Source organism: Ralstonia sp. R-29 (genome assembly GCF_049913345.1).
Lineage (GTDB): Bacteria > Pseudomonadota > Gammaproteobacteria > Burkholderiales > Burkholderiaceae > Ralstonia.
Genome location: NZ_CP184378.1, coordinates 625,961 through 648,772 on the forward strand (window position 1 = coordinate 625,961; position 22,812 = coordinate 648,772).

20 protein-coding genes are annotated in these 22,812 nt (G+C 64.6%); 6 read left to right on the top strand and 14 right to left on the bottom strand.

Annotated features, from left to right (window positions below; genetic code table 11):
• Positions 1-174: 174 nt before the first annotated feature.
• The 7 genes from ACN9M1_RS19980 to ACN9M1_RS20010 form a co-directional block, all read right to left on the bottom strand.
• Positions 175-594, bottom strand: a complete 420-nt coding sequence (locus ACN9M1_RS19980; RefSeq protein ID WP_426400290.1) for a F0F1 ATP synthase subunit epsilon — start codon at positions 592-594, stop codon at positions 175-177.
• A 100-nt stretch (positions 595-694) separates the two neighbouring features.
• Positions 695-1,915, bottom strand: a complete 1,221-nt coding sequence (locus ACN9M1_RS19985; RefSeq protein WP_426400291.1) for a TIGR03364 family FAD-dependent oxidoreductase — start codon at positions 1,913-1,915, stop codon at positions 695-697.
• Positions 1,916-1,924: 9 nt separating this feature from the next.
• On the bottom strand, positions 1,925-2,941 hold the full coding sequence (locus ACN9M1_RS19990) for a putative 2-aminoethylphosphonate ABC transporter substrate-binding protein (RefSeq protein WP_426400292.1): 1,017 nt from the start codon (positions 2,939-2,941) through the stop codon (positions 1,925-1,927).
• Positions 2,942-2,995: 54 nt separating this feature from the next.
• On the bottom strand, positions 2,996-3,874 hold the full coding sequence (gene phnX, locus ACN9M1_RS19995) for a phosphonoacetaldehyde hydrolase (protein WP_426400293.1): 879 nt from the start codon (positions 3,872-3,874) through the stop codon (positions 2,996-2,998).
• 33 nt (positions 3,875-3,907) lie between these two features.
• Positions 3,908-5,659, bottom strand: coding sequence for a putative 2-aminoethylphosphonate ABC transporter permease subunit (locus ACN9M1_RS20000; RefSeq protein WP_426400294.1), 1,752 nt, complete (start codon positions 5,657-5,659; stop codon positions 3,908-3,910).
• 7 nt (positions 5,660-5,666) lie between these two features.
• Positions 5,667-6,773: a putative 2-aminoethylphosphonate ABC transporter ATP-binding protein gene (locus ACN9M1_RS20005; RefSeq protein ID WP_426400295.1), complete on the bottom strand. Its 1,107-nt coding sequence runs from the start codon at positions 6,771-6,773 to the stop codon at positions 5,667-5,669.
• Positions 6,774-6,884: 111 nt separating this feature from the next.
• Positions 6,885-7,757, bottom strand: a complete 873-nt coding sequence (locus tag ACN9M1_RS20010; protein WP_426400296.1) for a LysR substrate-binding domain-containing protein — start codon at positions 7,755-7,757, stop codon at positions 6,885-6,887.
• Positions 7,758-8,084: 327 nt separating this feature from the next.
• On the opposite strand from ACN9M1_RS20010, the gene ACN9M1_RS20015 reads away from it, so the two are divergent.
• The gene (locus ACN9M1_RS20015; protein WP_426400297.1) at positions 8,085-9,806 is read left to right on the top strand and encodes a M30 family zinc metallopeptidase; all 1,722 of its coding nucleotides are present in this window, start codon (positions 8,085-8,087) and stop codon (positions 9,804-9,806) included.
• A 105-nt stretch (positions 9,807-9,911) separates the two neighbouring features.
• Here the strand turns inward: ACN9M1_RS20015 and acnB are convergent, their stop codons facing one another.
• The 3 genes from acnB to ACN9M1_RS20030 all read right to left on the bottom strand — a co-directional run bounded on the left by acnB (position 9,912) and on the right by ACN9M1_RS20030 (position 13,885).
• Positions 9,912-12,497: a bifunctional aconitate hydratase 2/2-methylisocitrate dehydratase gene (acnB, locus tag ACN9M1_RS20020; protein ID WP_426400298.1), complete on the bottom strand. Its 2,586-nt coding sequence runs from the start codon at positions 12,495-12,497 to the stop codon at positions 9,912-9,914.
• A 168-nt stretch (positions 12,498-12,665) separates the two neighbouring features.
• Positions 12,666-13,073: a VOC family protein gene (locus tag ACN9M1_RS20025; protein ID WP_426400299.1), complete on the bottom strand. Its 408-nt coding sequence runs from the start codon at positions 13,071-13,073 to the stop codon at positions 12,666-12,668.
• Between the two features lie 197 nt (positions 13,074-13,270).
• The gene (locus ACN9M1_RS20030) at positions 13,271-13,885 is read right to left on the bottom strand and encodes a TetR/AcrR family transcriptional regulator (RefSeq protein ID WP_426400300.1); all 615 of its coding nucleotides are present in this window, start codon (positions 13,883-13,885) and stop codon (positions 13,271-13,273) included.
• A gap of 147 nt (positions 13,886-14,032) precedes the next feature.
• Between ACN9M1_RS20030 and fdxA the strand changes: the two genes are divergently transcribed.
• Positions 14,033-14,371, top strand: coding sequence for a ferredoxin FdxA (fdxA, locus tag ACN9M1_RS20035; RefSeq protein ID WP_426400301.1), 339 nt, complete (start codon positions 14,033-14,035; stop codon positions 14,369-14,371).
• Between the two features lie 21 nt (positions 14,372-14,392).
• Complete coding sequence (locus ACN9M1_RS20040) at positions 14,393-15,211, top strand: crotonase/enoyl-CoA hydratase family protein (protein ID WP_426400302.1); 819 nt, start codon at positions 14,393-14,395, stop codon at positions 15,209-15,211.
• 15 nt (positions 15,212-15,226) lie between these two features.
• Here ACN9M1_RS20040 and ACN9M1_RS20045 read toward each other — a convergent pair whose 3' ends face one another.
• A complete protein-coding gene (locus ACN9M1_RS20045; RefSeq protein WP_426400303.1) occupies positions 15,227-15,760 on the bottom strand; it encodes a DUF962 domain-containing protein in 534 nt (177 codons plus the stop codon).
• Positions 15,761-15,920: 160 nt separating this feature from the next.
• Here ACN9M1_RS20045 and ACN9M1_RS20050 point away from each other — a divergent pair, with 160 nt between their 5' ends.
• Together ACN9M1_RS20050 and fusA are read left to right on the top strand one after the other, a co-directional pair.
• Positions 15,921-16,652 carry a Crp/Fnr family transcriptional regulator gene (locus ACN9M1_RS20050; protein ID WP_426400304.1) on the top strand — a complete coding sequence of 244 codons (732 nt, stop codon included), beginning with the start codon at positions 15,921-15,923 and terminating at the stop codon, positions 16,650-16,652.
• Positions 16,653-16,776: 124 nt separating this feature from the next.
• On the top strand, positions 16,777-18,879 hold the full coding sequence (fusA, locus tag ACN9M1_RS20055; protein ID WP_426400305.1) for an elongation factor G: 2,103 nt from the start codon (positions 16,777-16,779) through the stop codon (positions 18,877-18,879).
• A gap of 54 nt (positions 18,880-18,933) precedes the next feature.
• Here fusA and ACN9M1_RS20060 read toward each other — a convergent pair whose 3' ends face one another.
• A complete protein-coding gene (locus ACN9M1_RS20060; protein WP_426400306.1) occupies positions 18,934-19,839 on the bottom strand; it encodes a LysR family transcriptional regulator in 906 nt (301 codons plus the stop codon).
• A 129-nt stretch (positions 19,840-19,968) separates the two neighbouring features.
• Between ACN9M1_RS20060 and ACN9M1_RS20065 the strand changes: the two genes are divergently transcribed.
• A complete protein-coding gene (locus tag ACN9M1_RS20065; RefSeq protein WP_426400307.1) occupies positions 19,969-20,802 on the top strand; it encodes an aldo/keto reductase in 834 nt (277 codons plus the stop codon).
• Here ACN9M1_RS20065 and ACN9M1_RS20070 read toward each other — a convergent pair.
• Both ACN9M1_RS20070 and ACN9M1_RS20075 read right to left on the bottom strand, forming a co-directional pair.
• Entirely contained in the window at positions 20,799-21,983 is a 1,185-nt protein-coding gene (locus ACN9M1_RS20070; protein WP_426400308.1) for an SLC13 family permease, read from the bottom strand. The two genes, ACN9M1_RS20065 and ACN9M1_RS20070, sit on opposite strands and share 4 nt — an antisense overlap.
• Positions 21,984-22,141: 158 nt before the next feature.
• Positions 22,142-22,672: a helix-turn-helix domain-containing protein gene (locus ACN9M1_RS20075; RefSeq protein ID WP_426400309.1), complete on the bottom strand. Its 531-nt coding sequence runs from the start codon at positions 22,670-22,672 to the stop codon at positions 22,142-22,144.
• Positions 22,673-22,812: the final 140 nt, after the last annotated feature.

Sequence of the window (22,812 nt, forward strand, 5' to 3'; positions counted from 1 at the left end):
GCAACAGCACACAAGCAATGACAGCAGAGGGCAGCATCGGCGAGACCAGCGGAACCGATCACGTCTATCGAGACGTACAACGGGGATTTCGATCGTTCCGCACTTAAACGGAGCGCCGGCGCCGTTCTGAACCCCTCAGTGGGCGGGGCGGTGCAATGTTGTGCTGTGCGTCGCCTATCGACGGCGTTTGCGCAAGCGCTCGATGGCGGCTAGTTGGGCCACGGCCTCGGCCAGTTCTGCCTGGGCGCGCGCATAGTCGATCTTGCTGTGGCTGTTCTGCATGTGCTCTTCAGCCGCCTTGCGGGCTTGCTGGGCCTTGGCCTCGTCCAGGTCGTGTGCGCGCACGGCGGTATCGGCCAGCACGATCACCTGGGCGGGTTGCACGTCGACAAAGCCGCCGGCGACGAAAAGCAGCACCTCTTCGTCGTTCTCCTGGGTCACGCGCACGGTGCCGGGCCGCATGCGCGTGAGCAAATGGTCATGGCCGGGCAGGATGCCCAACTCGCCTTCCACACCCGGAATGACCACAAACTTGGCACTGCCTTCATACAGCCGCTCTTCTGCCGTGACGACATCGACCTTCAGCACCGGCATGGTGTCTCCTGTGTTGCGCGCATAGGCTCACAAGGTAGCACGATGTGCGCCCGGCGCCCTCCCCGCCGGCCATGAATGCAGCGCGGTCGGGCAGGTCACGTCACACAGCAAGCGGAGCAGCTCGGCTTGCCGGCGGCGACCACTGCGGCAGTTCCGTGCCATCGACCAGCGCATCCACATGCCGATGTGCCAGTGCCGGCCCCACACTCATGCCGATACCGCTGTGCATGAGCGCCACGGTGGTGCGGTCATCCACGCGTGTGATCGAGAACGCGCCGCTGCCCGGAAGATGGCACTTGGCGCCATACACGCCCTGCCAGCGCTCCACCACGCGCAGCTTGCCGCCGAAGGTGTCGCGGGCGAGGTCCAACAGGATGTTGTCGACCGACTCGGCGTTGAACGGGCGAGCGTCCTGGCTGTAGTCGTGCGAATCGCCGACGATCCAGTCGCCATAGGGCGTGGGGCTGACCAGCAGGTGGATGCCGTGGCGTGCCAGTTCGGGGCGTTGATGCTCGATCTGCATGGCGAGCGCCTGGGCGGTTGGCAGATCGGCAAACGCGCCGTAGTGCGTGCAGGACAGGCCGGTCAGCACGGCATGTTCTAGCTGGAAGCCGTCTTCCGGCGTGACGCGCAGCATCTGCAGGCGGCACACCTGGGGCTGCAGCGCGCGCAGTTGCTCGGCGCACAGCGTCTGGTAGTCGTGGCCGCTGCAGACGATGACGCGCTGGGCGTTGCACACGCCTGCCGTGGTCTCCAGCCGGCCGCCTTCCACGTGGCGCACCAGCGTGCCGAAGTGAAAGCGCACGCCTTGCGTCGCCAGCCACGTTGCCAGCGCCGGAATCGCTTCACGCGAATAGAGCTGCAAGTCGTCAAAACCTTGCAGCGCGGCGCGATGGCGCAAGAAACGTCCGCCGTAGAGGTTGGCTAGATCGGCGCTGCGCAGCAACTTCACGTTGTAGCCGAAGGCAGGCGCGCGGGTAGACATGAACTCGTCCAGCACCGCCTCTTCTGCCGTATTGCGCGCGAACAGCAGTGCGCCGTTGGCGCGCGCAAAAATGCCGGCGCGCTCTGCCCAGTCGAGATACAGCGCGCGGCTTTCGCGTGCGAGATCCAGCATGATGCCGGGCGGCTGGCCGGTCACCAGCATCTGCCCGAAGTTGCGGATGGAGGCGCCGACGGCCATTTCGCTGCGCTCGAACACCGTCACGCGCAGGCCGCGTTTGACGGCCGCAGCCGCGTGCGCCAAGCCCAGAATGCCCGCCCCGACGATGGCGACGTCGGTGCTGGCATCCAGGCTCCCAGGAGTTGCGGGAGCTTGCATTGGCATCGCTTACTTCTTCTCCGACTTGCCGTCGTAGCGCTTGGTCCACTCGGCGAGGATGCGGTCGCGATTGGCGCTGGCCCACGTGAAGTCGTTTTTGATCAGGCGCTTCTCGTAGTCGGCCGGCAGCAGCGGATCGGGCTTGGAGAAGCCCGGCGTGGCGACCACGGCAAAGTTCTTCTCGTACAGCGCCATGGCGGCCGGGCTGGCGGAGAAGTCAGCCAGTTTCTTGGCGGCGTCAAGGTTCTTCGTGCCCTTCATGATGCCGGTGGCTTCCACGTCCCAACCCAGGCCTTCAGACGGCAGCACGATGTCGATCGGCGCGCCTTCCTTCTTGGACTTCACAGCGCGGTATTCAAACGCGATCCCGATCGGGAACTCGCCCGACGCCGCCATCTTGCAAGGCTTGGAGCCCGAGTGCGTGTACTGGCCGATGTTCTGGTGCAGCGCGTCCATGTAGGCCCAGCCCTTCTGCTCGCCCAGCATTTGCAACCACGCGCTCACATCCAGATAGCCCGTGCCCGATGAGGCCGGGTTCGGCATGACGATCTTGCCGGCGTACACGGGCTTGGTCAGGTCGGCCCACGAGGTCGGCTTCGGCAGGTTCTGCTTTTGCGCCTCGACCGTGTTGAAGCAGATGGCAGCGCCCCAGGCGTCCATGCCCACCCATGCTGGCGGGTTGGCCTTGTCGCGGTACGTGGCACCGATCTTCGACAGATCGGTCGGCGCGTACGGCGTCAGCATGCCTTCCTTGTCCAGAATGGCCAGGCTCGATGCAGCCAGGCCCCACACCACGTCGGCGCGCGGGTTGGCCTTCTCGGCCAGCAGCTTGGCGGTGACGACGCCGGTAGAGTCGCGCACCCATTTGATTTCGATGTCCGGATTGGCCTTCTCGAAGGCGTCCTGGTACGCCTTCACTTGGTCAGCTTCCAGCGCTGTGTAGACGGTCAGCGTGGTCTTGGCAAAAGCCGACGTGGCGAACGCCATCGTAGCGGCAGCAGCCAGCAGGGAAAGACGTGCGGTCATGGTTTCCTCGATGTGTGTGATGCAAGGGAAAGGACAACAAACAGGACGACAAACTCAGAGGCACTGTGGGCGTTCACCGCGCGCCAGGCGGCGGTTGATGTCGGCCACGACTTCAGGCAGATCGGCAATCGTGTCGATCTCGTAATGGGGGCGGCAGGCGGCAAAGCCGGCCGAGATGGCAACGCGATGGTGGGCACGCTCGTCGGCCGACAGCGCGGCGTATTGCTCGTACGGCAAGCCCAGCGCGTTACCCGACATCAGCAGCGCCACCGTCCACATGCCGGCGCGGCGGCCCTCTTCGATACCGGGCACGGTGTCGTCCACCTTCACGCAGGCCGCTACGTCGCCAATGGCGAGATCGACCACGCAGCGCAGTGCCTGCGCTGGCCATGGGCGTGCACGCGGCACTTCATCGCAGGCGACCACGCAGTCGGGCGTGTAACCCGCCTGGGCGGCCAGATCGACCACGCGGTCCATCACCACGCGCGGGTAGCCCGAGCACGTGCCGATCTTCAGGCCCGCTTCGCGCAGCGCAGCGATGGTCTCCAGCGCGCCAGGAATCAACGCGGAATGCGCGCCCACCTTCTCGATCTGCAGCGGCATGAAGCGGTTGTAGATGGCGGTGACGTCGTCATCAGTCGGCATGCGGCCATGCGCGAGCGAGAAGCGCGCGGCAATCGCGCCGTCGTTGCACAGCGTGCGGATGTGGTCCCACTTGCCCAGCCCCATCGGGCCGCGCGCTTCGTCCAGCGTGATGGCGATACCGAATTCGGCAAACGCTTCGACGAAGATCTGCGTGGGGGCAAATGAGCCGAAATCGACCACGGTGCCGGCCCAGTCGAGCACGGCGGCTTCCAGGCGCAGCGGCGCGCTGCCCGGGTTGAGGCGGTCTGCGCCAGCCTGGCGCGCCGTGATTGGGGAGGAGTCACCCATGTGCATGCTTCCTTTGTTCTACAGACAACGAATTCAATGAGATGCCGTACGCCATGCCTGCGTGCGACGCACGATGCCGCGCATGGCAAATTCCAGCAGCAGCGATACGACAATCGACGTGACGAGAATGAGCGTGGACATGGCCGCAGCGGGGCCGATATCACCGGCGTCGTCCATGTTCAGCACGGCCACGGAGGCCAGCACGGTGTCGGGGCTGTAGAGGAAGATCACCGCCGACACGGTGGTCATGGCCGACACAAACAGATAGCGCGCGCACGACAGCACGGCCGGCAGGCACATCGGCAGCGTCACGCGCCAGTACGTGCGCAGCGCCGAGACCTTGAGCGAAGCCGATACCGCCTCAAACACCGGATCCATCTGCCCCAGCGCCGCCACCGACGTGAGGTGCGCCGCCGTGGCGCAATGCATGATCGTGCAGAGCACCATCAGCGCCATGCCGCCATACAGGCCGTTCAGCGGATTGGCTGGATGGTTGAAGAAGAAGACGTAGCCGAGACCCAGCACCAGGCCTGGCACCGCCATCGGCAGCAGCACGGCAAAGCGGATGGCCGCGTGCAGCCACGCTGCCGGGCGTGTCTTTTCGACCAGCCATGCGCCGGTAAAGATGAGCGCGGTGCCAAACACGGTGGTGAGCGCGGCCAGCTTCAGGCTGTTGCGGTACGCCAGCCAGCCGCCGCCGTCCATGTTGTCGAAGTCGTAATTGCGCAGCGATAGCTCAAGGTTGTACGGCCACAGCTTGACCAGCGACGCGCCCACGGCAGTCGCTAGCATCAGCAGAATCCCGCCGACCACCAGCAGGCTCAGTAGCAGGAAGAGTCCATCGCGCACGCGGTCGGGTTGCGGGTGATACGGCTGCGCCCGGCTGGCCAGCGCGGCGTGCTGACGACGTTGCACGAGGCGCTCCACCGCAAACGTCAACAGCGCTGGTAACAGCAGCATCAAACCGATGACGGCGCCGCGCGCAAACTGCTGCTGGCCCACCACGGCCTTGTAGGCTTCCACGGCCAGCACCTGATAGCTGCCGCCCACGACGGTCGGCACGCCAAAGTCCGTAGCAACCAGCGTGAAAACCAGCGCAAAGGCGCCAAACAGGCCGTAGCGTGCACCCGGCAGTGTGACCGTGCGGAACGTGCGCCACGGGCTGGCGCCCATTGCACGCGCGGCGTCATACAAGCGGCCATCCGCCAGCGTGAGCGTAGCCAGCAACAGCATCAGCGCATACGGAAACGTGTAGAACACCTCGCCCAGCACAATGCCCCAGAAGCCGTAGATGTTGCTGCCGCCCAGCCATGCCTTGAACAGCCCCTGGTTGCCGAACAGATAGACCAGCGCAATCCCCGGCAGCAACGACGGCGCAAACAGCGGCAGCATCGCGAGCGTGCGCAGCGTGCCTCGCAACGGTATGCGCGTGCGCTGCACCGCGTAGGCCAGCGCAAACGCCATCGGCACGACCATGCCAGCCACCGCACTGGACACCGCCAGCGTGCGGCCGACCATGTCGAGAAAGTTCGGCCCCTGCACCACATGCGCGACCAGCGCCAGGCCGTGCTCGTCCGTACTGCGCGCGCTGGCGACCAGGCCCGTGGCCTGCAGCAGCATCATCGCCGTGGGCAGCAGCAAGCCGATGGTCAACAGCAACAGCCAGCCGAGCTTCATGCCGGCCAATACCGGCACATCGGTGCGCCAGAACGGCGTGCGCGCGGCGCGGGTGGATTCGGGTCGGGCGGCGGCAACCACGTTGGCCTCTGGCGGCAACATCGACATGGCCGCCTCAGGCACGGTCGTGCGGATACAGCCGCAGGCCGTTGCGCTCCAGCGCGATCCACAACTTGCTGTCGCCCAGATCGCGGCCCAGCGCGCCCGATGCCACTTCGGCAACGACCGGCGCATCGGCCAGTCCGTCGATGGCCAGCGTCACGCGCGTGCGGCTGCCCAGGTAGATCTGGTCGACCACGCGGGCGAGATGGCGGTTGGGGGCATCGGCGTCCGGGTTCAATGTCACGGCTTCCGGGCGGCAGAACAGGCGGCCGTGGGCCGGCGCGGCGTCCGCAAAGGCGGGATCGAGCAGCAACGGCTGGCCTGCCAGCGTGGGCGTGCCGTCTTCCGTGCGCTCCAGCGGCAGCCAGTTGGCTTGCCCGACAAAGCCGGCGACGAACGCCGTGGCCGGGCGCGCATAGATGTCTGCCGGAGCGCCCGTCTGCTCGATGCGGCCGTTGGACATGACTGCAATGCGATCGGCCATCGCCATGGCCTCGTCCTGGTCGTGCGTGACCATCAGCGTGGTGATGTTCAGCTTGCGCTGCAGGCGGCGCAGCTCGGTGCGCAGATGCTCGCGCACCTGGGCATCCAGCGCCGACATCGGTTCATCCAGCAGCAACAGCGACGGCGCGGGCGCCAGTGCGCGGGCCAGCGCCACGCGCTGCTGCTGGCCGCCCGACAGTTGCGAGGGGTACTTGGCTTCGCTGCCGCCCAGGCCGACCAGCGACAGCATCTCCGACACCCGTTCCTGCGTGCGTGCGCGGTTGCCATTGCGGGTATCCAACCCGTAGGCGACGTTCTGCGCGACGGTCAGGTTCGGAAACAGCGCATACGACTGGAAGACAATGCCGTAGTCACGCTCGCGCGGCGCCAGATTGGAGATATCGCGTCCGCCGGCGACGATCTGGCCGCCGTCCTGCGCTTCCAGCCCCGCGATGATGCGCAGCAGGGTCGTCTTGCCGCAGCCCGAGGGGCCGAGCAGGCAAACGAACTCGCCCTGCGCCACGTCCAGCGATACGCCTTCGAGCGCGGTGAATGTGCCGAAGCGGCGCGACACTTGCCGCACAGACAAAAACGGCGTGGCGAAACCCGACGTCGGGTCATTGGCAGGCAGGGGCATCGGCGGGGGCGGTAGCGAAAACGCTCGCCACTGTAGCCAGCCGACATGTACCGCATGTGGCAGTTACCGCAAAAACGCCAATGCGCGCATTTCCGGATTTGGGTTGCGGAGTTACGCCACAGGGCGGACTTCCGCGAGGAAGGCGGCGATGAGCCGGGCATCGCGGCGGTCCTGCAGGCAGTAGAGGTACTCGCTCAGTTCCGGCGCCCCGCCCTCAATGCCCTCAAACGGCAGCACGCGCAAGTCTGTGTGGCTGGGCACCTCCTGGCGGGCGATTACGCTTACGCCCAGGTTGCGCATGATGGCCTCGCGGATGGACTCGCGGCTGCCAATCTCCACGGTGGAGGCTGCTGTCACGCCCGCCTGCGCCATCATCGTTTCGGTCATCGCGCGGGTGGTAGAGCCCACCTCCCGCACCAGCAGCCGGCATTGCGAGAGCGCGGTCACCGGCACGCTCGTCTGCGTGGCCAGCTGGTGGCTGCGATGCACCACCAGCACCAGCGGATCACGCGCCAGCTCAATGCGCAGAAACCGCGCGTCGTCCACCCGCTGCGACGACGAAGCCACGTCCACACGGTATTCCTGCAGCGCATCCAGCATCTGCACGGAGTTGCCCGCCTCGATGCTCACGTCGATGCCGGGGTGGCTCTTGCAGAAGCGGTCAACGATATCGAGCACGTAATACGGCGCCGTGGCGCCAATGCGCAGGTGGCCCGCGCCCATGTCGCCGGAATTGCGCAGGAAGAAGTCGATCTCGGTTTCCTGACGCACGAGCTGGTCAACCAGCGGCATCAGCCGCACGCCTGCATCCGACAGCGCCAGCCGACGCCCGCCCCGGTAGAACAGTTCCACGCCGTAGGCGTCTTCCAGGGCGCGGATCTGCGAAGTCACGGTCGGCTGAGACAAGCCGAGCTGCTTGGCGGCCAGCGTGATGCTGCCCAGGCGGGCGACCATGAAGAAGGATTTGAGCTGCGCGACGAGCATTGGCGGGTGGCGAATGAAGCACCGGGCGGTGCCGTGAGCGCACTGTGCGCAAACGCCGGCCATTCTAGCGGAGCGCTCCGCCCTTACCTTCCATGTGCGCGAGCCGGCTCTCGTCCGTTTTCTGCATCTACATCCTGCGGCTACGACTTTTTCAACCTTTTCGCCAACGCAAATGCTGCGCACCCCCGAATCGTGGGGAATTGGAGGCCGCCGGCCCTTTATTTCCACGGATCGAATTCATCACCCCGCCGGGAGAATCCATTCGCGCGCCACAGTCACGAGCCGACCGCGCGCAGCTTTCGGTGTTGGGGATTTGGAGAGAAGTGGATGGAACGCATCAGCAGCAACGTGCGCGGCAAGCGCGCGTTTAAGAAGCAGTGGACCGTCGCAATGATGGTGGCAGCAGCAGGCACGCTGGCAGCCTGTGGTGGTGGCGGTGGCAGCAGCAGTTCGGGGGCGACGCCCGCCGCTACGCAAAGTACGGCGTCCAACATCACCCTGGCACCGGCATGCAGCGGCAGTGGCTGTGGGGCACTGGGCAATACCTACGCCGGGTCCGGCGTGGGTGTGTGGCAGGCAACGAATACGGGTGGCACGGCCGGCACGGTGAATGTGTCGATCGCCGGGCTCACCGGCCAGAACGTCACGTTGGTCTACACCAACCAAGGAGCCACTGCGCAGCCGATGCCATCGGTGTCCCTCTCCATCTTGTCAAATAGCACCAGCCCATCGGTTGCCAAGCCGGCGGCGGATGTGGCGGGCAACGACGGCAATGCCGCGTTCGATCGCCAGCTCTCCGATTTCAACGCGCACGCACTGGACGGTTATGCCACGGGCGCCGCGCCAGGCACCAGCGCACTCAAAACGCAGAGCACGTCCAACAGCACGGTACTGCGTCCGCAATCCGTAGCGAGCGTGGGCGCACAGCGCTCGTGGAACCACCAGCGGCCGGACGGCACCGCCGTCGTCATCTCGGCAACGCTGCACCAGCAAACCACCGCCACGGACGGCCGCATCGTCAACCTGTGGGTGCAAGACACGGAATACGGCAGCAGCAAGATTTCCGACGGCATCATCAACACGCTGGTGACCAAGTTTGCATCGGGCGGCCAGTCGGTCTATTCGCTGGCGACTTCGCTGGTGGGCCAGCCGTGGGGCAGCTACTCCAGCTCCGCCAGCCTGATCGATCCGAACCAGGCGCTCGACATCGTCGTGCTCAACATCCAGCCCGATGGTCAGGCCTATGGCCGCGTGGGCTATTTCTGGGCGCGCAACAACTTCACGACCAGCGCACAGCCGCTGTCGAACCAGTCGCTGTCGTTGTACGTGGATTCGGAAACCATTTACCTGGGCGGTACGTCGGGCTTGAATACGGTGGTCTCCACCCTCGGCCACGAGTTCACCCACATGGCCAACTTCTACCAGCGTGGCGTGCTGCACGGCTCGCAATACATGTATGGCACGTGGCTGGAAGAAATGACGGCCATGACGATGGAAGACGTGCTCTCCAGCCAGATCGACCCGAGCTTCAACAACGTGCGCGACAGCCGCTTCCCGGCCTGGCTCCAAAGCGCCTATGACTGCTCGCTGACGGCGTTCGACCCATCGCTCAGCGCGTCGTGCCCGGGGTATCCGATCTCTGGCAGCCTGGGCGGCTTCCTGCTGCGCCAGTACGGCATTACGTATTACACGAACCTGCTGCAGAACTTCTCGTCCACCGACTCGGCCACGATGCTGAGCAACGCCATCCAGGCCGGCGGCGGCGCGGGCCTTGGGGATGCCGTGGGCCGCTGGGGCACGGCGGCGGCGCTGTTGCCGGTACCAGGCAGCCCGGCCGGCTTCGCGTATCCGGCGCGCTCGGACAGCGGCTTCTCGATTCTCGCCATCAATGGCCAGAACTACAGCGGCCAGCGTACGATGCCCAGCTCCGTGCCGGCCACGCTGCAAGGCTTCGGCCAATTCCCGGTCGCACGCGGCTTCAAGGTCGGCACGTATGCCGAAACGATTACAGTGCCAGCCAACTCCACCGTGTCGATCATCGCTAACTGAGTCGCCTCACGAAGCGGCAAAGAAAAAAGCGCCGCAGGCATTCCACCTGCGGCGCTTTGCTTCATCACGACGGCGAGGCTAACTCGCTGTCGTCCGACTGCATGCTTACATCTGCACGGTGTCGGCCACTTCCTTGAAGTCTTCGATCTGGTCGAAGTTCATGTACTGATAGATCTTGTCGCCGTTGGCGGTGAGCACGCCCATGTCGGCCATGTACTCTTCCTTGGTCGGGATCTTGCCCAGACGCGAGCAGATCGCCGCCAGTTCCGCCGAGCCGAGGTACACGTTCGTGTTCTTGCCCAGGCGGTTCGGGAAGTTACGGGTCGACGTCGACATGACCGTCGCGCCTTCGCGCACTTGTGCCTGGTTACCCATGCACAGCGAGCAGCCCGGCATTTCGGTACGCGCACCGGCCGTGCCGAACACGCCGTAGTGGCCTTCTTCGGTCAGCTGCTTCTGGTCCATCTTGGTCGGCGGCGCGACCCACAGCTTGACCGGGATGTCGCGCTTGCCTTCCAGCAGCTTCGACGCGGCACGGAAGTGGCCGATGTTGGTCATGCACGAGCCGATGAACACTTCGTCGATCTTGGCGCCGGCCACGTCGGACAGCGTCTTCACGTCGTCCGGGTCGTTCGGGCAGGCCACGATCGGCTCGTGGATGTCGGCCAAGTCGATCTCGATGACGGCCGCGTACTCGGCATCGGCATCCGGTTGCAGCAGTTCCGGGGCGGCCAGCCAGGCTTCCATCGCCTTGATGCGGCGTTGCAGGCTGCGGGCGTCTTGGTAGCCCTGGGCGATCATCCACTTGAGCAGCGTGATGTTGCTGTTCAGGTATTCGATGATCGGTTCCTTGTTCAGGTGCACCGTGCAACCGGCAGCCGAACGCTCAGCCGACGCATCCGACAGTTCGAACGCTTGCTCGACCTTCAGATCGGGCAGGCCTTCGATTTCGAGAATGCGGCCCGAGAAGATGTTCTTCTTGCCTTGCTTGGCGACCGTCAGCATGTCTTGCTTGATCGCGTACAGCGGGATCGCGTTGACGAGGTCACGCAGCGTGACGCCCGGCTGCATCTTGCCCTTGAAGCGGACCAGCACCGATTCCGGCATGTCCAGCGGCATCGTGCCGGTGGCGGCCGCGAACGCGACCAGGCCCGAGCCTGCCGGGAAGCTGATACCGATCGGGAAGCGCGTGTGCGAATCGCCGCCGGTGCCAACGGTGTCGGGCAGCAGCATGCGGTTCAGCCACGAGTGGATCACGCCGTCGCCCGGACGCAGCGCGATACCGCCGCGCGTGCTGATGAAGTTCGGCAGCGTCTGGTGTGTTTTCACGTCCACCGGCTTCGGATACGCGGCGGTGTGGCAGAACGACTGCATCACGAGGTCGGCCGAGAAACCCAGGCAGGCCAAGTCCTTCAGTTCGTCGCGGGTCATCGGGCCCGTGGTGTCCTGCGAGCCGACAGAGGTCATCTTCGGTTCGCAGTACGTGCCCGGGCGCACGCCCTGGCCTTCCGGCAGACCACATGCGCGGCCAACCATCTTCTGCGCCAGCGAGAAACCCTTGCCGCTGTTGGCCGGCTGGTGCGGCAGGCGGAACAGCGTCGACGGGGCTAGGCCCAGCGCTTCACGCGCCTTGGCGGTCAAGCCGCGGCCGATAATCAGCGGAATACGACCGCCAGCGCGCACTTCGTCAAACAGCACGTCGGACTTGACCTGGAATTCGGCGATGACCTTGCCGTCCTTCAGCGCCTTGCCTTCGTACGGGCGCAGTTCAACCACGTCGCCCATTTCCATTTGCGACACGTCGAGTTCGATCGGCAACGCGCCGGCGTCTTCCATCGTGTTGTAGAAGATCGGGGCGATCTTGCCGCCCAGGCACACGCCGCCGAAACGCTTGTTCGGGACGAACGGGATGTCTTCACCCGTGAACCACAGCACCGAGTTGGTGGCCGACTTGCGCGAAGAGCCGGTGCCGACCACGTCGCCCACGTAGGCGACCAGGTGACCCTTTTCCTTCAGCGACTCGATAAACTTGACCGGGCCGCGCTTGCCGTCTTCTTCAGGCGTGATGCCGGGGCGTGCGTTCTTCAGCATCGCCAGCGCGTGCATCGGGATGTCCGGGCGGGTGGTAGCGTCCGGGGCCGGCGACAGGTCGTCGGTGTTGGTTTCGCCCGTGACCTTGAACACGGTGATGGTCAGGCTTTGCGGCACTTCCGGACGGCTCGTGAACCATTCGGCGTCGGCCCAGCTTTGCAGCACGGCCTTGGCGTTCGCATTGCCCTTGTCGGCCAGTTCCTTCACGTCGTGGAACTGGTCGAACATCAGCAGCGTCTTTTTCAGCGCTTCGGCAGCGGTGGCGCCCACTTCGGCGTCGGACAGCAATTCGATCAGCGGCTGGATGTTGTAGCCGCCCAGCATCGTGCCGAGCAGTTCGGTAGCGTGGGCACGCGAGATCAGCGCGCAGGCGGTCTCGCCCTTCGCCACGGCGGCCAGGAAGCCGGCCTTCACGCGGGCGGCTTCGTCCACGCCGGCGGGCACACGGTGGGTGATCAGGTCGACCAGGGTCTGCTCTTCGCCAGCGGGCGGATTGGTCAGCAGTTCGACCAGTTCAGCGGTCTGTTGAGCCGTCAGCGGCAACGGGGGAATACCGAGCGCGGCGCGAGCGGCCACGTGAGCGCGATAGTTTTCAAGCATGGAAGACCTGCTGAGATGACGTTACTGGGGAAGGCTTTCTGGTTTCTGGCACCCCGAGGCGGACCACGGGCGCTGCGTGGGCGCGATTTTAATCGCAACATCCATACAACGTCAAATGTCTTATATCTTATATAAGACTGACCACTGGATCGCCCCCCCCTTTCCCGATCAATCGTCAAAGGTCCCCTGATATTCCGGGGCCGCATCCGCGCGCGTATTCAGCTCAAACATGACGCCGCCCGGCGCGCGGCAGAAGAAACGCGACCCGCGGCCATTGTTGAACACATCGGTTTCCATCTTCACGCCCTCTGCCTGGAAACGCGTATGCAGTTCCCGCACGGTGTCCAGGCTCGGCAGCTCGAAGCCGACGTGGAAATTCCGCGGCCAGTCCGGCGCTTCGCCATTGACATGGTCGATCACGACATCGAAGCCGGCCCGCTTGAGGATGCAAGACTTCTCCCACATTCCGGCGAGCGTGAAACCCAGGTGACGCTCGAAGAATTGGGCTGTTGCGAGGGCGTCGGCCGAAGGAAAGCTCAGGTGATTGAGCTTCATGTGTTGAATGATGGCTGTCATCGTCGTTCTCTGTTGGTGGCGGTGGCCCAATGCCGTAACCGCCTGACGACGTCAGAATATTGGCCAAAGCCCATACCCAACAACTCGCATCGAGCCAGGCCGCGCGTTGCCCGCAAACCCTTACCGCAGCTCGGTTTGCAGCGTGACGCGGGCCATGCCGAACTCGCTTGCTCACATTGCTGACGGCCAGCGCCCGTTTAGCGCCGGCCCGTTCTGGCCAGATAGCCGAACACGGCGGCGCCGACGCGGCGTTGCAGATCGTCGATGTCGCGTTCGCCGCGCTCGCCCGCCGCGTCGACCATGCCGCGAATCATGGCGAACAGGTCGTCCGCAGCCACTTGCGGTTGCGGATGCCGAGGCGCTGCACGCCGCACGATCGCGCCGACGAGCGCCTCCAGATCGGCGTCGTCCGCCTCTTCACGCAAGATGGGACGGCGCCCCTCTTCCATGTCGAGCAGCTTGGCCAGCACCGGGCGCTGCAACTGTTGCCGCACCGACGCCTGCAGCAGCGCCGCCAACGCCGCCTTGCCGCTACGCATGGCCAGCGCCGTGGCGATGTCTTCTTTGAACCGCGCCTTCTCACGCCGGATAAGGGCCGCCGTGAGCGCATCCTTGCCGGGGAAATATTGGTAGAGCGAACCGATGCTGACACCTGCGCGCCGGGCCACCGCGTTGGTGTTGAACCCGTCAAACCCATCCAGCTCCAGAACCTGCGCTGCCGCCTCGATGATGACGGCCACCGTTTCCTCGGAACGAGACTGGCTGGGCGCCTTCCTGGGCCGCAGCGCCGTACGTGGCGACCTTGAATTCATGCGAGAGAAGTGTGAACGGAGGAGGTAACTGCGTACGCGGTCGGCAGTGGTTGTCGGCAGTCATTCAATCGGTGCACACGTTGCTCCAGTCGGGATTCAAATCGATACGGCATAATTTTGGACAAATTTCGAAAGCTCCGCACCGCTATGCCGTACGTCGTCACCCAATCCTGCATCCAATGTAAGTACACCGACTGCGTAGCCGTCTGCCCCATGGACTGCTTCCACGCCGGACCCAACTTCCTCGTCATCGACCCGGACGAATGCATCGACTGCTCGATCTGCGTACCCGAATGTCCGGTGGGCGCGATCTATCCGGCGGCAGAAGTGCCGGCGGATCAGCAAGAGTTCATTGCCTTGAACGCGCAACTCTCACGCCGCGCAGATTGGCCCCGCCTGACCCAGATGGAGCCGCCACTACCCGACCATGCGCACTGGGCGCAGGTCAAAGACAAGCGCGATGCGTTGATCATCAGCGCCGAATAACACCTCCACACGGAACCCCTCATGACTGAACGCATCCTGCTCAGCATCGACGCTGGTGTTGCTGAAGTCCGGCTCAATCGGCCAGACAAGATGAACGCCATCGACCCAGCCATGTTCGAGGCGCTGGTCGACACGGGCACGCGGTTGATGCATGAGCCGGACCTGCGCGCTGTGGTGCTGTCCGGCGAGGGCCGCGCCTTCTGTGCGGGCCTCGACATGGCCAGCATGGCAAGCTTGGGCAATGGCACGGGGGCCGACATGGCCGGTGGCCGCCTCGCCAAGCGTACGCATGGTTTGGCCAATCTGCCGCAATACGCCTGCACGGTGTGGCGCGATCTGCCGGTGCCCGTTCTAGCAGCCGTGCATGGCGTCGCCTACGGCGGTGGCCTGCAGATTGCCCTCGGCGCCGACGTGCGCTATGTGCGCGCCGACACGCGGCTATCGATCATGGAAATCAAATGGGGCTTGGTGCCCGACATGGGCGGCATGGCGCTCGCGCGCGGCTTGGTACGGCCAGACCAGTTGCGGGCGCTGATCTACAGCGGCCGCGTCGTCAACGGCGAAGAAGCCTGCGCCCTCGGCTTGGCCACGCAGGTGGTGGACGACCCGCGCGCGGCGGCACTGGCTGCAGCGCGCGAGATCGCACAAAAGAGCCCCGATGCCATTCGCGCCGCCAAACGCCTGATGCGCGTGACGGAAGACGGCGACACCGCCACTATTCTGCTGGCGGAATCGGTCGAGCAGGACCGCTTGATCGGTGGCGCCAACCAGCGTGAAGCGGTGATTGCCGCGATGGAGAATCGCGCGCCAGTCTTTCAACCGGACGCGACAGACAACTAAGCGCAGGCGACGCACTCAGGCGGCAACGGGCTTGCCAGCCAAAGCCGCTCGCATCGCCTGCGAGCGGCTTACCACCTCATCGCGCAACGGTGCGCGCAAGCCCATCGCAAACGCCGTCTCCGCCACCAAAAATAGCGGGCCAATCACCAGCCCGACCAGATCGTCTACGAACGCCGGTTTGCGCCCCTCGTAATAGTGGCCGACAAACTGGATAATCCAGCCGATCACGAACAGGCCAAGTCCAGCCGACAGCCACGCTGCCATTGAGTGCGCCGCCACATGGCCGCCCACCCACACGCACACGCCGATCAGCGCAAACATCACCACGCCGAACGCCGCATCCAGACGCAGGTAGAACACCGTCACCGCCGTCAGGAGGATGAGCGCGGGCGTCACCGCTACACCGCCGAAGTCCGCCAACACAGGCCGCGACAGCAAGATCGCCACCGCCAGCACAATGGCCGGAATACCAACAAAGTGGGTGGCGATATTGCGGCCGTCCTGGTGGTAGGCGGCGTAGTTGGAAAGGTGGTCGGACAGGGTGCGCATGGGGCCTCCGATTTTGTGCGTTTGCAGCATGGACGCTGCCGTTTTCCGCTCGTTATGATCCTTTCATCGTAGTCAGTGGATTGCACTGTGTTCTGTCGCATAGCCGACACATTGGCCATCCGAGGCCACCTCTTCGCCCCAGCAACGCCGGCAACGCCCCATGGACCACCCTATTACGTCATCCGCCGCATCCGACGTCTCGCCATACCGCGAACGCCTGCGTGCCAGCAGTTGGTTCGGCACGCTTGCATCGCCATTGCAAGACGCATTGCTCGGCATTGCCACCGTCTGCCGCCTGCGTGCCGGCGAAGTGCTCTTCCGGCGCGGCGATCCGCCAGATGGGTTGTACTGCGTGATGGACGGCACGATTTGCATCGGCGCCACCAGCGCAGACGGGCGTGAAGCCTTGCTGGCCGTGCTGGAGCCGGTCAATTGGTTTGGCGAGATCGGCGTATTCGACCGCCAGCCGCGCACGCATGACGCCCGCGCGGATACCGCCGCGACCTTGCTGCACATGCCGCAAGCCGCGCTCATCGCCTTGCTCGAGGCCAACCCTGCGTTGTTGCACGCTTTCGCCCTGCTGCTCACCCACAAGCTGCGCCTGACTTTCACCGTGCTCGAAGAAACCGCCCTGCTGCCCGCCCCCGTGCGCGTGGCCCGGCGCCTGCTACTGATGGCCGATGGCTATGGCGACCTGCGCCTGGGCACCCGCCGTGTGCTGCGCGTGCCGCAGGAGCAGTTGGCGCAGTTGCTGGCGCTGTCCCGCCAGACCGTCAACCAGGTGCTGAAAGACTTGCAGGCGCGCGGCATCCTCAAACTGGCCTATGGAGAGATCGAGTTGCTGGACCTTGAAGGCCTGCAGGCACTGGCTCATACAATCGGCCGGGGGTGAAATTTCATCCAATACCCCTACATGCGGTGAGATAGGACAAATCCTATAATGTGTTCCCACTCGCACATTCGCCCTTCGCATGGTGTGGAGGGCGCGATGCGAGTCTTTCTCGAAGAGAACCATCATGCCCCGCCAGACCCCCATCGAGCGCTATCGCAACATCGGCATCTCGGCGCACATCGACGCCGGCAAAACCACCACGACCGAGCGCATCCTGTTCTACACCGGGGTCAATCACAAGATTGGCGAAGTGCATGATGGCGCCGCCACCATGGACTGGATGGAGCAGGAGCAAGAGCGCGGCATCACCATCACGTCCGCTGCGACCACCGCCTTCTGGAAGGGCATGGGCGGCAACTACCCCGAGCACCGCTTCAACATCATCGACACCCCGGGCCACGTGGACTTCACCATTGAGGTGGAGCGTTCCATGCGTGTGCTGGATGGCGCGTGCATGGTGTACTGCGCAGTGGGTGGCGTGCAACCGCAGTCGGAAACGGTCTGGCGCCAGGCCAACAAGTACAAGGTGCCGCGCATCGCGTTCGTCAACAAGATGGACCGCATCGGCGCAGACTTCTTCCGCGTTGAACGCCAGATGCGCGAGCGGCTAAAGGGCAATCCGGTGCCGGTCGTGGTGCCGATCGGCGCCGAAGACGGCTTCCGCGGCGTGGTTGACCTCGTCAAGATGAAAGAGATCCTGTGGGACGATGCCTCGCAGGGCGTGAAGTTCGAGTACACCGACATTGACCCCGCGCTGCTGGCCACCGCGCAGGAATGGCGCGAAAAGATGGTCGAAGCCGCAGCCGAGGCGGATGAAGAACTGCTCAACAAATACCTCGGCGGCGAAGAGTTGACCGAGGCAGAGATCAAGCGCGCCCTGCGCGAGCGCACGATCCGAGGCGAGATCGTGCCGATGCTGTGCGGCTCGGCCTTCAAGAACAAGGGCGTGCAGGCCATGCTCGATGCGGTGGTCGACTACCTGCCCTCGCCGGTGGACATTCCCGCCATCGTGGGCCACGGCGAGAAGGACGAGCCGCTGGAGCGCCATCCGAGCGACAGCGAGCCGTTCTCCGCGCTTGCCTTCAAGATCATGACCGACCCGTTTGTCGGCCAGCTCGCGTTCTTCCGCGTGTACTCGGGCAAGATCAATTCGGGCGACACGGTCTACAACTCGGTCAAGCAGAAGAAGGAGCGTCTGGGCCGCATCCTGCAGATGCACGCCAACCAGCGCGAAGAGATCAAGGAAGTGCTGGCGGGCGACATTGCCGCCGCCGTGGGCCTGAAAGACGTGACGACCGGCGAAACGCTGTGCGACCCGGATCACGTGATCGTGCTGGAGCGCATGGAATTCCCCGAGCCCGTCATCAGCCAGGCTGTGGAGCCCAAGACCAAGGCCGACCAGGAAAAGATGGGCATCGCGCTGAACCGCCTGGCACAGGAAGATCCGTCGTTCCGCGTGAAGACGGATGAGGAATCCGGCCAGACCATCATCTCGGGCATGGGCGAGCTGCACCTGGAAATTCTGGTCGACCGCATGAAGCGTGAATTCGGCGTGGAAGCGACCGTCGGCAAGCCGCAGGTGGCGTACCGCGAGACCATCAAGAAAGCCGCCGAAGACGTCGAAGGCAAGTTCGTCAAGCAATCGGGCGGGCGCGGCCAGTATGGGCATGCAGTCATCACGCTCGAGCCGAACGAGGGCAAGGGCTACGAGTTCGTCGACGAGATCAAGGGCGGCGTGATCCCGCGCGAGTTCATCCCGGCGGTGGACAAGGGCATCCGCGACACGCTCAATACCGGCGTGCTGGCTGGCTACCCGGTGGTGGATGTGAAGGTGCGCCTGACCTTCGGCTCCTACCACGATGTGGATTCGAACGAAAACGCGTTCCGCATGGCTGGCTCGATGGCCTTCAAGGACGCCATGCGCAAGGCCGGCCCGATCCTGCTCGAACCGATGATGGCCGTGGAAGTAGAAACGCCTGAAGACTACATGGGCAACGTGATGGGCGACCTCTCTTCACGGCGCGGCATGGTGCAAGGCACGGAAGACATTCCGGGCGGTGGCGGCAAGATCGTGCACGCCGAGGTGCCGCTGGCCGAGATGTTTGGGTACTCGACCGCGCTGCGCTCCGCCACGCAAGGCCGCGCGACGTACACGATGGAATTCAAGCACTACGCGGAAGCACCGCGCAATGTGTCCGAAGCGGTGATCTCGGCCAAGAAGGTCTGACGTTTCTTGCTTCACTCGTTGCGGCCGCCTCGTGCGGCCGCAGTGCTTTGTGAGCTAGCCCGCCGGCAGATTCTCGACGCAGAAGTCGATGAATGCATGCACCTTGGCCGGCAGATAGCGCCGCGACGGATACAGCGCATACAACGCAAAGCGCTCGTCCGGCCAGTCAGGAAACAGGTCGACCAGTTGGCCGCTGCGCCGCAGGTCTTCCGTGCCGAGCGCCATCACCTGGGCAATGCCCGCCCCCGCCACGCACGCCGCGTGCATCGTGCGCACGTCCGACACCATCAGCCGCCCAGCGGGCCGGATCTCGATACGCTCGGCGCCACGCCAGAACTCCCACTCGTAGGGGCGTCCCGTTACAGGGTTGTAGAACAGGATGCGTTCGTGTGATGGGACATCATGCGGATGCGCGGGCCGCCCATGCCGGGCAATATAGTCAGGCGACGCCACGGTGATGATGCGCGTCTCCACCAGCTTGCGCGCCACGAACGAGCCCACGGGCGGCGGCCCAAAGCGGATCGCCAGATCAAATCCATCCGCCACCAGATCGCCCACGTCGTCGCGCATGATGAGTTCGAGCGACAGATCCGGATGGCGCTCCAGAAAACCCGCCACCGGTGTAGCCAGCGCCATCCGCGAGAAAAACGGATCGACGTTCACCCGCAATCGCCCCTGCACCGCGCCGACCGCGCCCGAGGCCATCGCCGCGGCATCGGCAATACCGGTCAGGTGCGGGCTGACTTGCTCATAGAGGCGTCGCCCCTCATCCGTGAGCGTGAGCGAACGCGTGGTCCGCTCGATCAAGCGCACACCGATACGCGCCTCCAGCCGGCTGACCGCGCGGCTCACCCCCGACGGCGATAACCCCAATGCGTCGGCCGCGCGTACAAAACTGCCGCTTTCCACTACTGCTGCCAGCAGGGTAATGCCAGAGAACAATTGCCCATCGAATGTCATGCCACGCCCTTTCGCACGAAATCATTACGAGAGTTTTTTCACGAATGATTTGCATGGTACGCACTTTATTCAAAGATCGGCAGTCGGCACCATAGCGTCCATTCTTCCGGCAACCCAAAGGAGCCACAAATGCAGCAAGTCGTACATACGCAAGGTGTTTCCATTCCCCGCCTGGGGCTCGGCACATTCCGCATGCCCGGCAGCGACTGCCAGCCCGTGGTCGAGAGCGCGCTGGCGCTCGGCTACCGGCATATCGATACCGCCGCAATGTATGCCAACGAGGATGCGGTAGGCGCGGCCATCGCGGCATCGGGTCTGCCGCGCGATGCGGTCTTCGTCACCACCAAGGTCTGGCACGACCAACTGGCGCCGCACGCCATCCCGCAGGCGTTGGAGCAGAGCCTTGCCAAATTGAAGCTGGATTACGTGGATCTATACCTCGTCCACTGGCCGGCGCCCGACATGGACATGGCCGCAACGATGGAAGCCATGACGGCATTGCGCGAAAGCGGCCGCGTACGGGCCATCGGCGTGTGCAATTTCACCCTGCCGATGCTCAAAGCTGCGATCGACACGATCGGCGCGCCGCTGGCCTGCGTGCAGGTGGAATACCACCCGTTTCTGGATCAATCGGCACTGCTGGAGTATCTCGGTGGCAAGGGGATTCCGCTCACCGCCTATGCACCGCTGGCGCAGGGGCGCGCAGCCCAAGATGCCACACTGCAGGCCATCGACGATAAGCACGGCGCATCGGCATCGCAAGTGGCCATTGCGTGGCTGATGGATCAGCCCAACGTCATCGCCATCCCCAAGGCCCAGCGGCAAGCAAGCCTGCAAGCGAATCTCGATGCACTACGCCTGCACCTGGACGACGCCGACCGCGCCGCCATTGCCGCCCTGCCCAAGACGCTGCGCTATGTGCAACCCGCCTTCGCGCCGGATTGGGATGCCGTGCCGGCTTAACGCAACCACCTAAGCCACGCATACACGATGCCCGCCGCCGCAACCAGGAACGGCATCGAGTACGCGTGAAACACCCACCAGGCACGCCGGTCGCCCAGCATGCGCAACGCGATCAGGTTGGCCAGGGAACCGATCAGCGTGCCAAAACCACCCACGCTCACGGCAAAGGCAATGATGGGCCAGTCGTGTGAATACTCAGCCAGCAAAATCGCCGCCGGCACGTTGCTGATGAACTGCGACACGCCAATGCCCGCCCAGTACAGGTGCATCGGGTTACTCAGCGCCAGCGCATCCAGCGCCTGCCGCACGACACCAAGCTGCGCCACCAGCCGCAGGTCGATGAACATGAGCACGAACACCAGCAGCAAGCCCCAATCCACGCGCGCCAGCACATAGCGTGCGCCGACGAGGTACAGCACGATCAACCCCGCTGCGGCCGCCAGCGGGTGTCCCAGATCGGTCAACACCAGAAACGGCACGTACAGCACCAGTGCGGGCAACAGCAGGCGCTTGTGCAGCTCCACGTCGTCGGCCTCGGCATGCAGATGAATTTCGTGCGACGAAAACGCCAGCCACGTCAGTGCCAGCAGCAAAACCATCAGCAGCACCACCATCGGCGCCATCTGCCAAACAAATGCGCCGAACGACAGACCCGATTGGTGCCACAGGAAGAGGTTCTGCGGATTGCCGATCGGCGTGAGCGCGGACCCGGCATTGACCGCCAGCGCCTCGAATATCACCAGCCGCGACACCGGCAGCTTCGCCACCTCTCGCAGGCTCACGGTCAGCGGCACGATCACGAACAGCGCCACATCGTTGGTCAGCACTGTCGAGAGCACCGCTGAAGCTGCAACCAGGCTGAGCGCCAGCACACGCTGGCTACTGACCACCTCGACGAGGCGCCTGCCGAGCAGTTGCAGCATCCCGCTGGCTTCAACCGCCTTGGTGAGTATCAGCAACCCGGCCAACGCGGCGATGGTGTGCCAGTCCACCAGGCTCGGATACTCGGGAATCCGCCGCGGCGCCACGAGCGTGAGCGCCCCGCAAATCGCCAACAGCGACCAGAAAAAAACGTCCTGCTTGAGGTTGTGCCAGAACGGCGGGTGGGAATGCGCGGCAGACGCGGAAGAAGAAGGCGACACGGCTTCTGCCGTGCGCGAGCGAGGCGGATCGCCGTGCATAGAGACAAAAAAGGAAACGTTGGCGCAGGCGCGCACAAACCAACCGGGCGCGGTTTGCCCGGCGGATTGTACGTGCGCCGGCCTCGGGCGCTCAATCGCAGACCGGGCACGCCTGCTGGGCGCGCCCGATCAAAGCCCGGCGACTTAGCTCAGTTGGCTCAGGATTCGCGCGAGCCAGAACCCGAGCCCGGGCGGTCCGAACCACCCCCTGACGTGCCGCCCGCAGCCGGCCGGTCAGACGTGGCCGTGCGTGAACGGTCTTCGGTGTTGCCGGCATGCGGCGCGCCCTGTTGGCCCGCTTGGCTATGCGACGAAGCGCTCGGGTGATAAGCCGACTGCGGATGGCGCTCCGGGCCGCGGTACTGGCCCGCCAACCCATGGCCGCCGGTCGACCCACCCATCGAACCCGCTTGGCTGACGTCCGAGCTACCGGTGCTGCCGGACAGCGGCTGGGTCGGGTGACTGGCGATCACGCGTTCGATCTCGGCAACCGCCTCGCGCGGGGCCAGCACCACTTCCAGGCCCAGCGCGCCGGCCACGGCCATCAGCGTCGACAGGCGCGGGTCAGCACGACCGGATTCCGCGCGCAAATACGCCTCGCGGGAGATGCCAGCCATCTTGGCCACATCTTCCTGTTTGAGCTTGCGCGACTTGCGCAGACTGTGCAACTGCTTGAAGGGCTGTTCCATCTGTTCGCTCCTGCACCTGAGATGGGAAACACCGCCGGGCCGGGGAGACCCGTGCGATGGGCTGAAAATATGCGGATATCGGGTGGGCTGCACCTTGTCCGCGGTCATACACAAGCGCGGCAGCGGCGCCTTCGGAACAG

Bases quoted from the DNA above. Each gene is read 5' to 3' on its own strand.
- ACN9M1_RS20050 (WP_426400304.1), top strand. From the start codon at position 15,921: ATGGACCACCCTATTACGTCATCCGCCGCATCCGACGTCTCGCCATAC.
- ACN9M1_RS20005 (WP_426400295.1), bottom strand. From the start codon at position 6,773: ATGCCCCTGCCTGCCAATGACCCGACGTCGGGTTTCGCCACGCCGTTT.
- ACN9M1_RS20045 (WP_426400303.1), bottom strand. From the start codon at position 15,760: ATGCGCACCCTGTCCGACCACCTTTCCAACTACGCCGCCTACCACCAG.
- ACN9M1_RS20015 (WP_426400297.1), top strand. From the start codon at position 8,085: ATGGAACGCATCAGCAGCAACGTGCGCGGCAAGCGCGCGTTTAAGAAG.
- ACN9M1_RS20075 (WP_426400309.1), bottom strand. From the start codon at position 22,672: ATGGAACAGCCCTTCAAGCAGTTGCACAGTCTGCGCAAGTCGCGCAAG.
- ACN9M1_RS20025 (WP_426400299.1), bottom strand. From the start codon at position 13,073: ATGACAGCCATCATTCAACACATGAAGCTCAATCACCTGAGCTTTCCT.
- ACN9M1_RS20030 (WP_426400300.1), bottom strand. From the start codon at position 13,885: ATGAATTCAAGGTCGCCACGTACGGCGCTGCGGCCCAGGAAGGCGCCC.
- ACN9M1_RS19985 (WP_426400291.1), bottom strand. From the start codon at position 1,915: ATGCAAGCTCCCGCAACTCCTGGGAGCCTGGATGCCAGCACCGACGTC.
- ACN9M1_RS20070 (WP_426400308.1), bottom strand. From the start codon at position 21,983: ATGCACGGCGATCCGCCTCGCTCGCGCACGGCAGAAGCCGTGTCGCCT.
- ACN9M1_RS20010 (WP_426400296.1), bottom strand. From the start codon at position 7,757: ATGCTCGTCGCGCAGCTCAAATCCTTCTTCATGGTCGCCCGCCTGGGC.
- ACN9M1_RS19980 (WP_426400290.1), bottom strand. From the start codon at position 594: ATGCCGGTGCTGAAGGTCGATGTCGTCACGGCAGAAGAGCGGCTGTAT.
- fusA (WP_426400305.1), top strand. From the start codon at position 16,777: ATGCCCCGCCAGACCCCCATCGAGCGCTATCGCAACATCGGCATCTCG.
- fdxA (WP_426400301.1), top strand. From the start codon at position 14,033: ATGCCGTACGTCGTCACCCAATCCTGCATCCAATGTAAGTACACCGAC.
- ACN9M1_RS19990 (WP_426400292.1), bottom strand. From the start codon at position 2,941: ATGACCGCACGTCTTTCCCTGCTGGCTGCTGCCGCTACGATGGCGTTC.
- ACN9M1_RS20060 (WP_426400306.1), bottom strand. From the start codon at position 19,839: ATGACATTCGATGGGCAATTGTTCTCTGGCATTACCCTGCTGGCAGCA.
- ACN9M1_RS20065 (WP_426400307.1), top strand. From the start codon at position 19,969: ATGCAGCAAGTCGTACATACGCAAGGTGTTTCCATTCCCCGCCTGGGG.
- phnX (WP_426400293.1), bottom strand. From the start codon at position 3,874: ATGGGTGACTCCTCCCCAATCACGGCGCGCCAGGCTGGCGCAGACCGC.
- acnB (WP_426400298.1), bottom strand. From the start codon at position 12,497: ATGCTTGAAAACTATCGCGCTCACGTGGCCGCTCGCGCCGCGCTCGGT.
- ACN9M1_RS20040 (WP_426400302.1), top strand. From the start codon at position 14,393: ATGACTGAACGCATCCTGCTCAGCATCGACGCTGGTGTTGCTGAAGTC.
- ACN9M1_RS20000 (WP_426400294.1), bottom strand. From the start codon at position 5,659: ATGTCGATGTTGCCGCCAGAGGCCAACGTGGTTGCCGCCGCCCGACCC.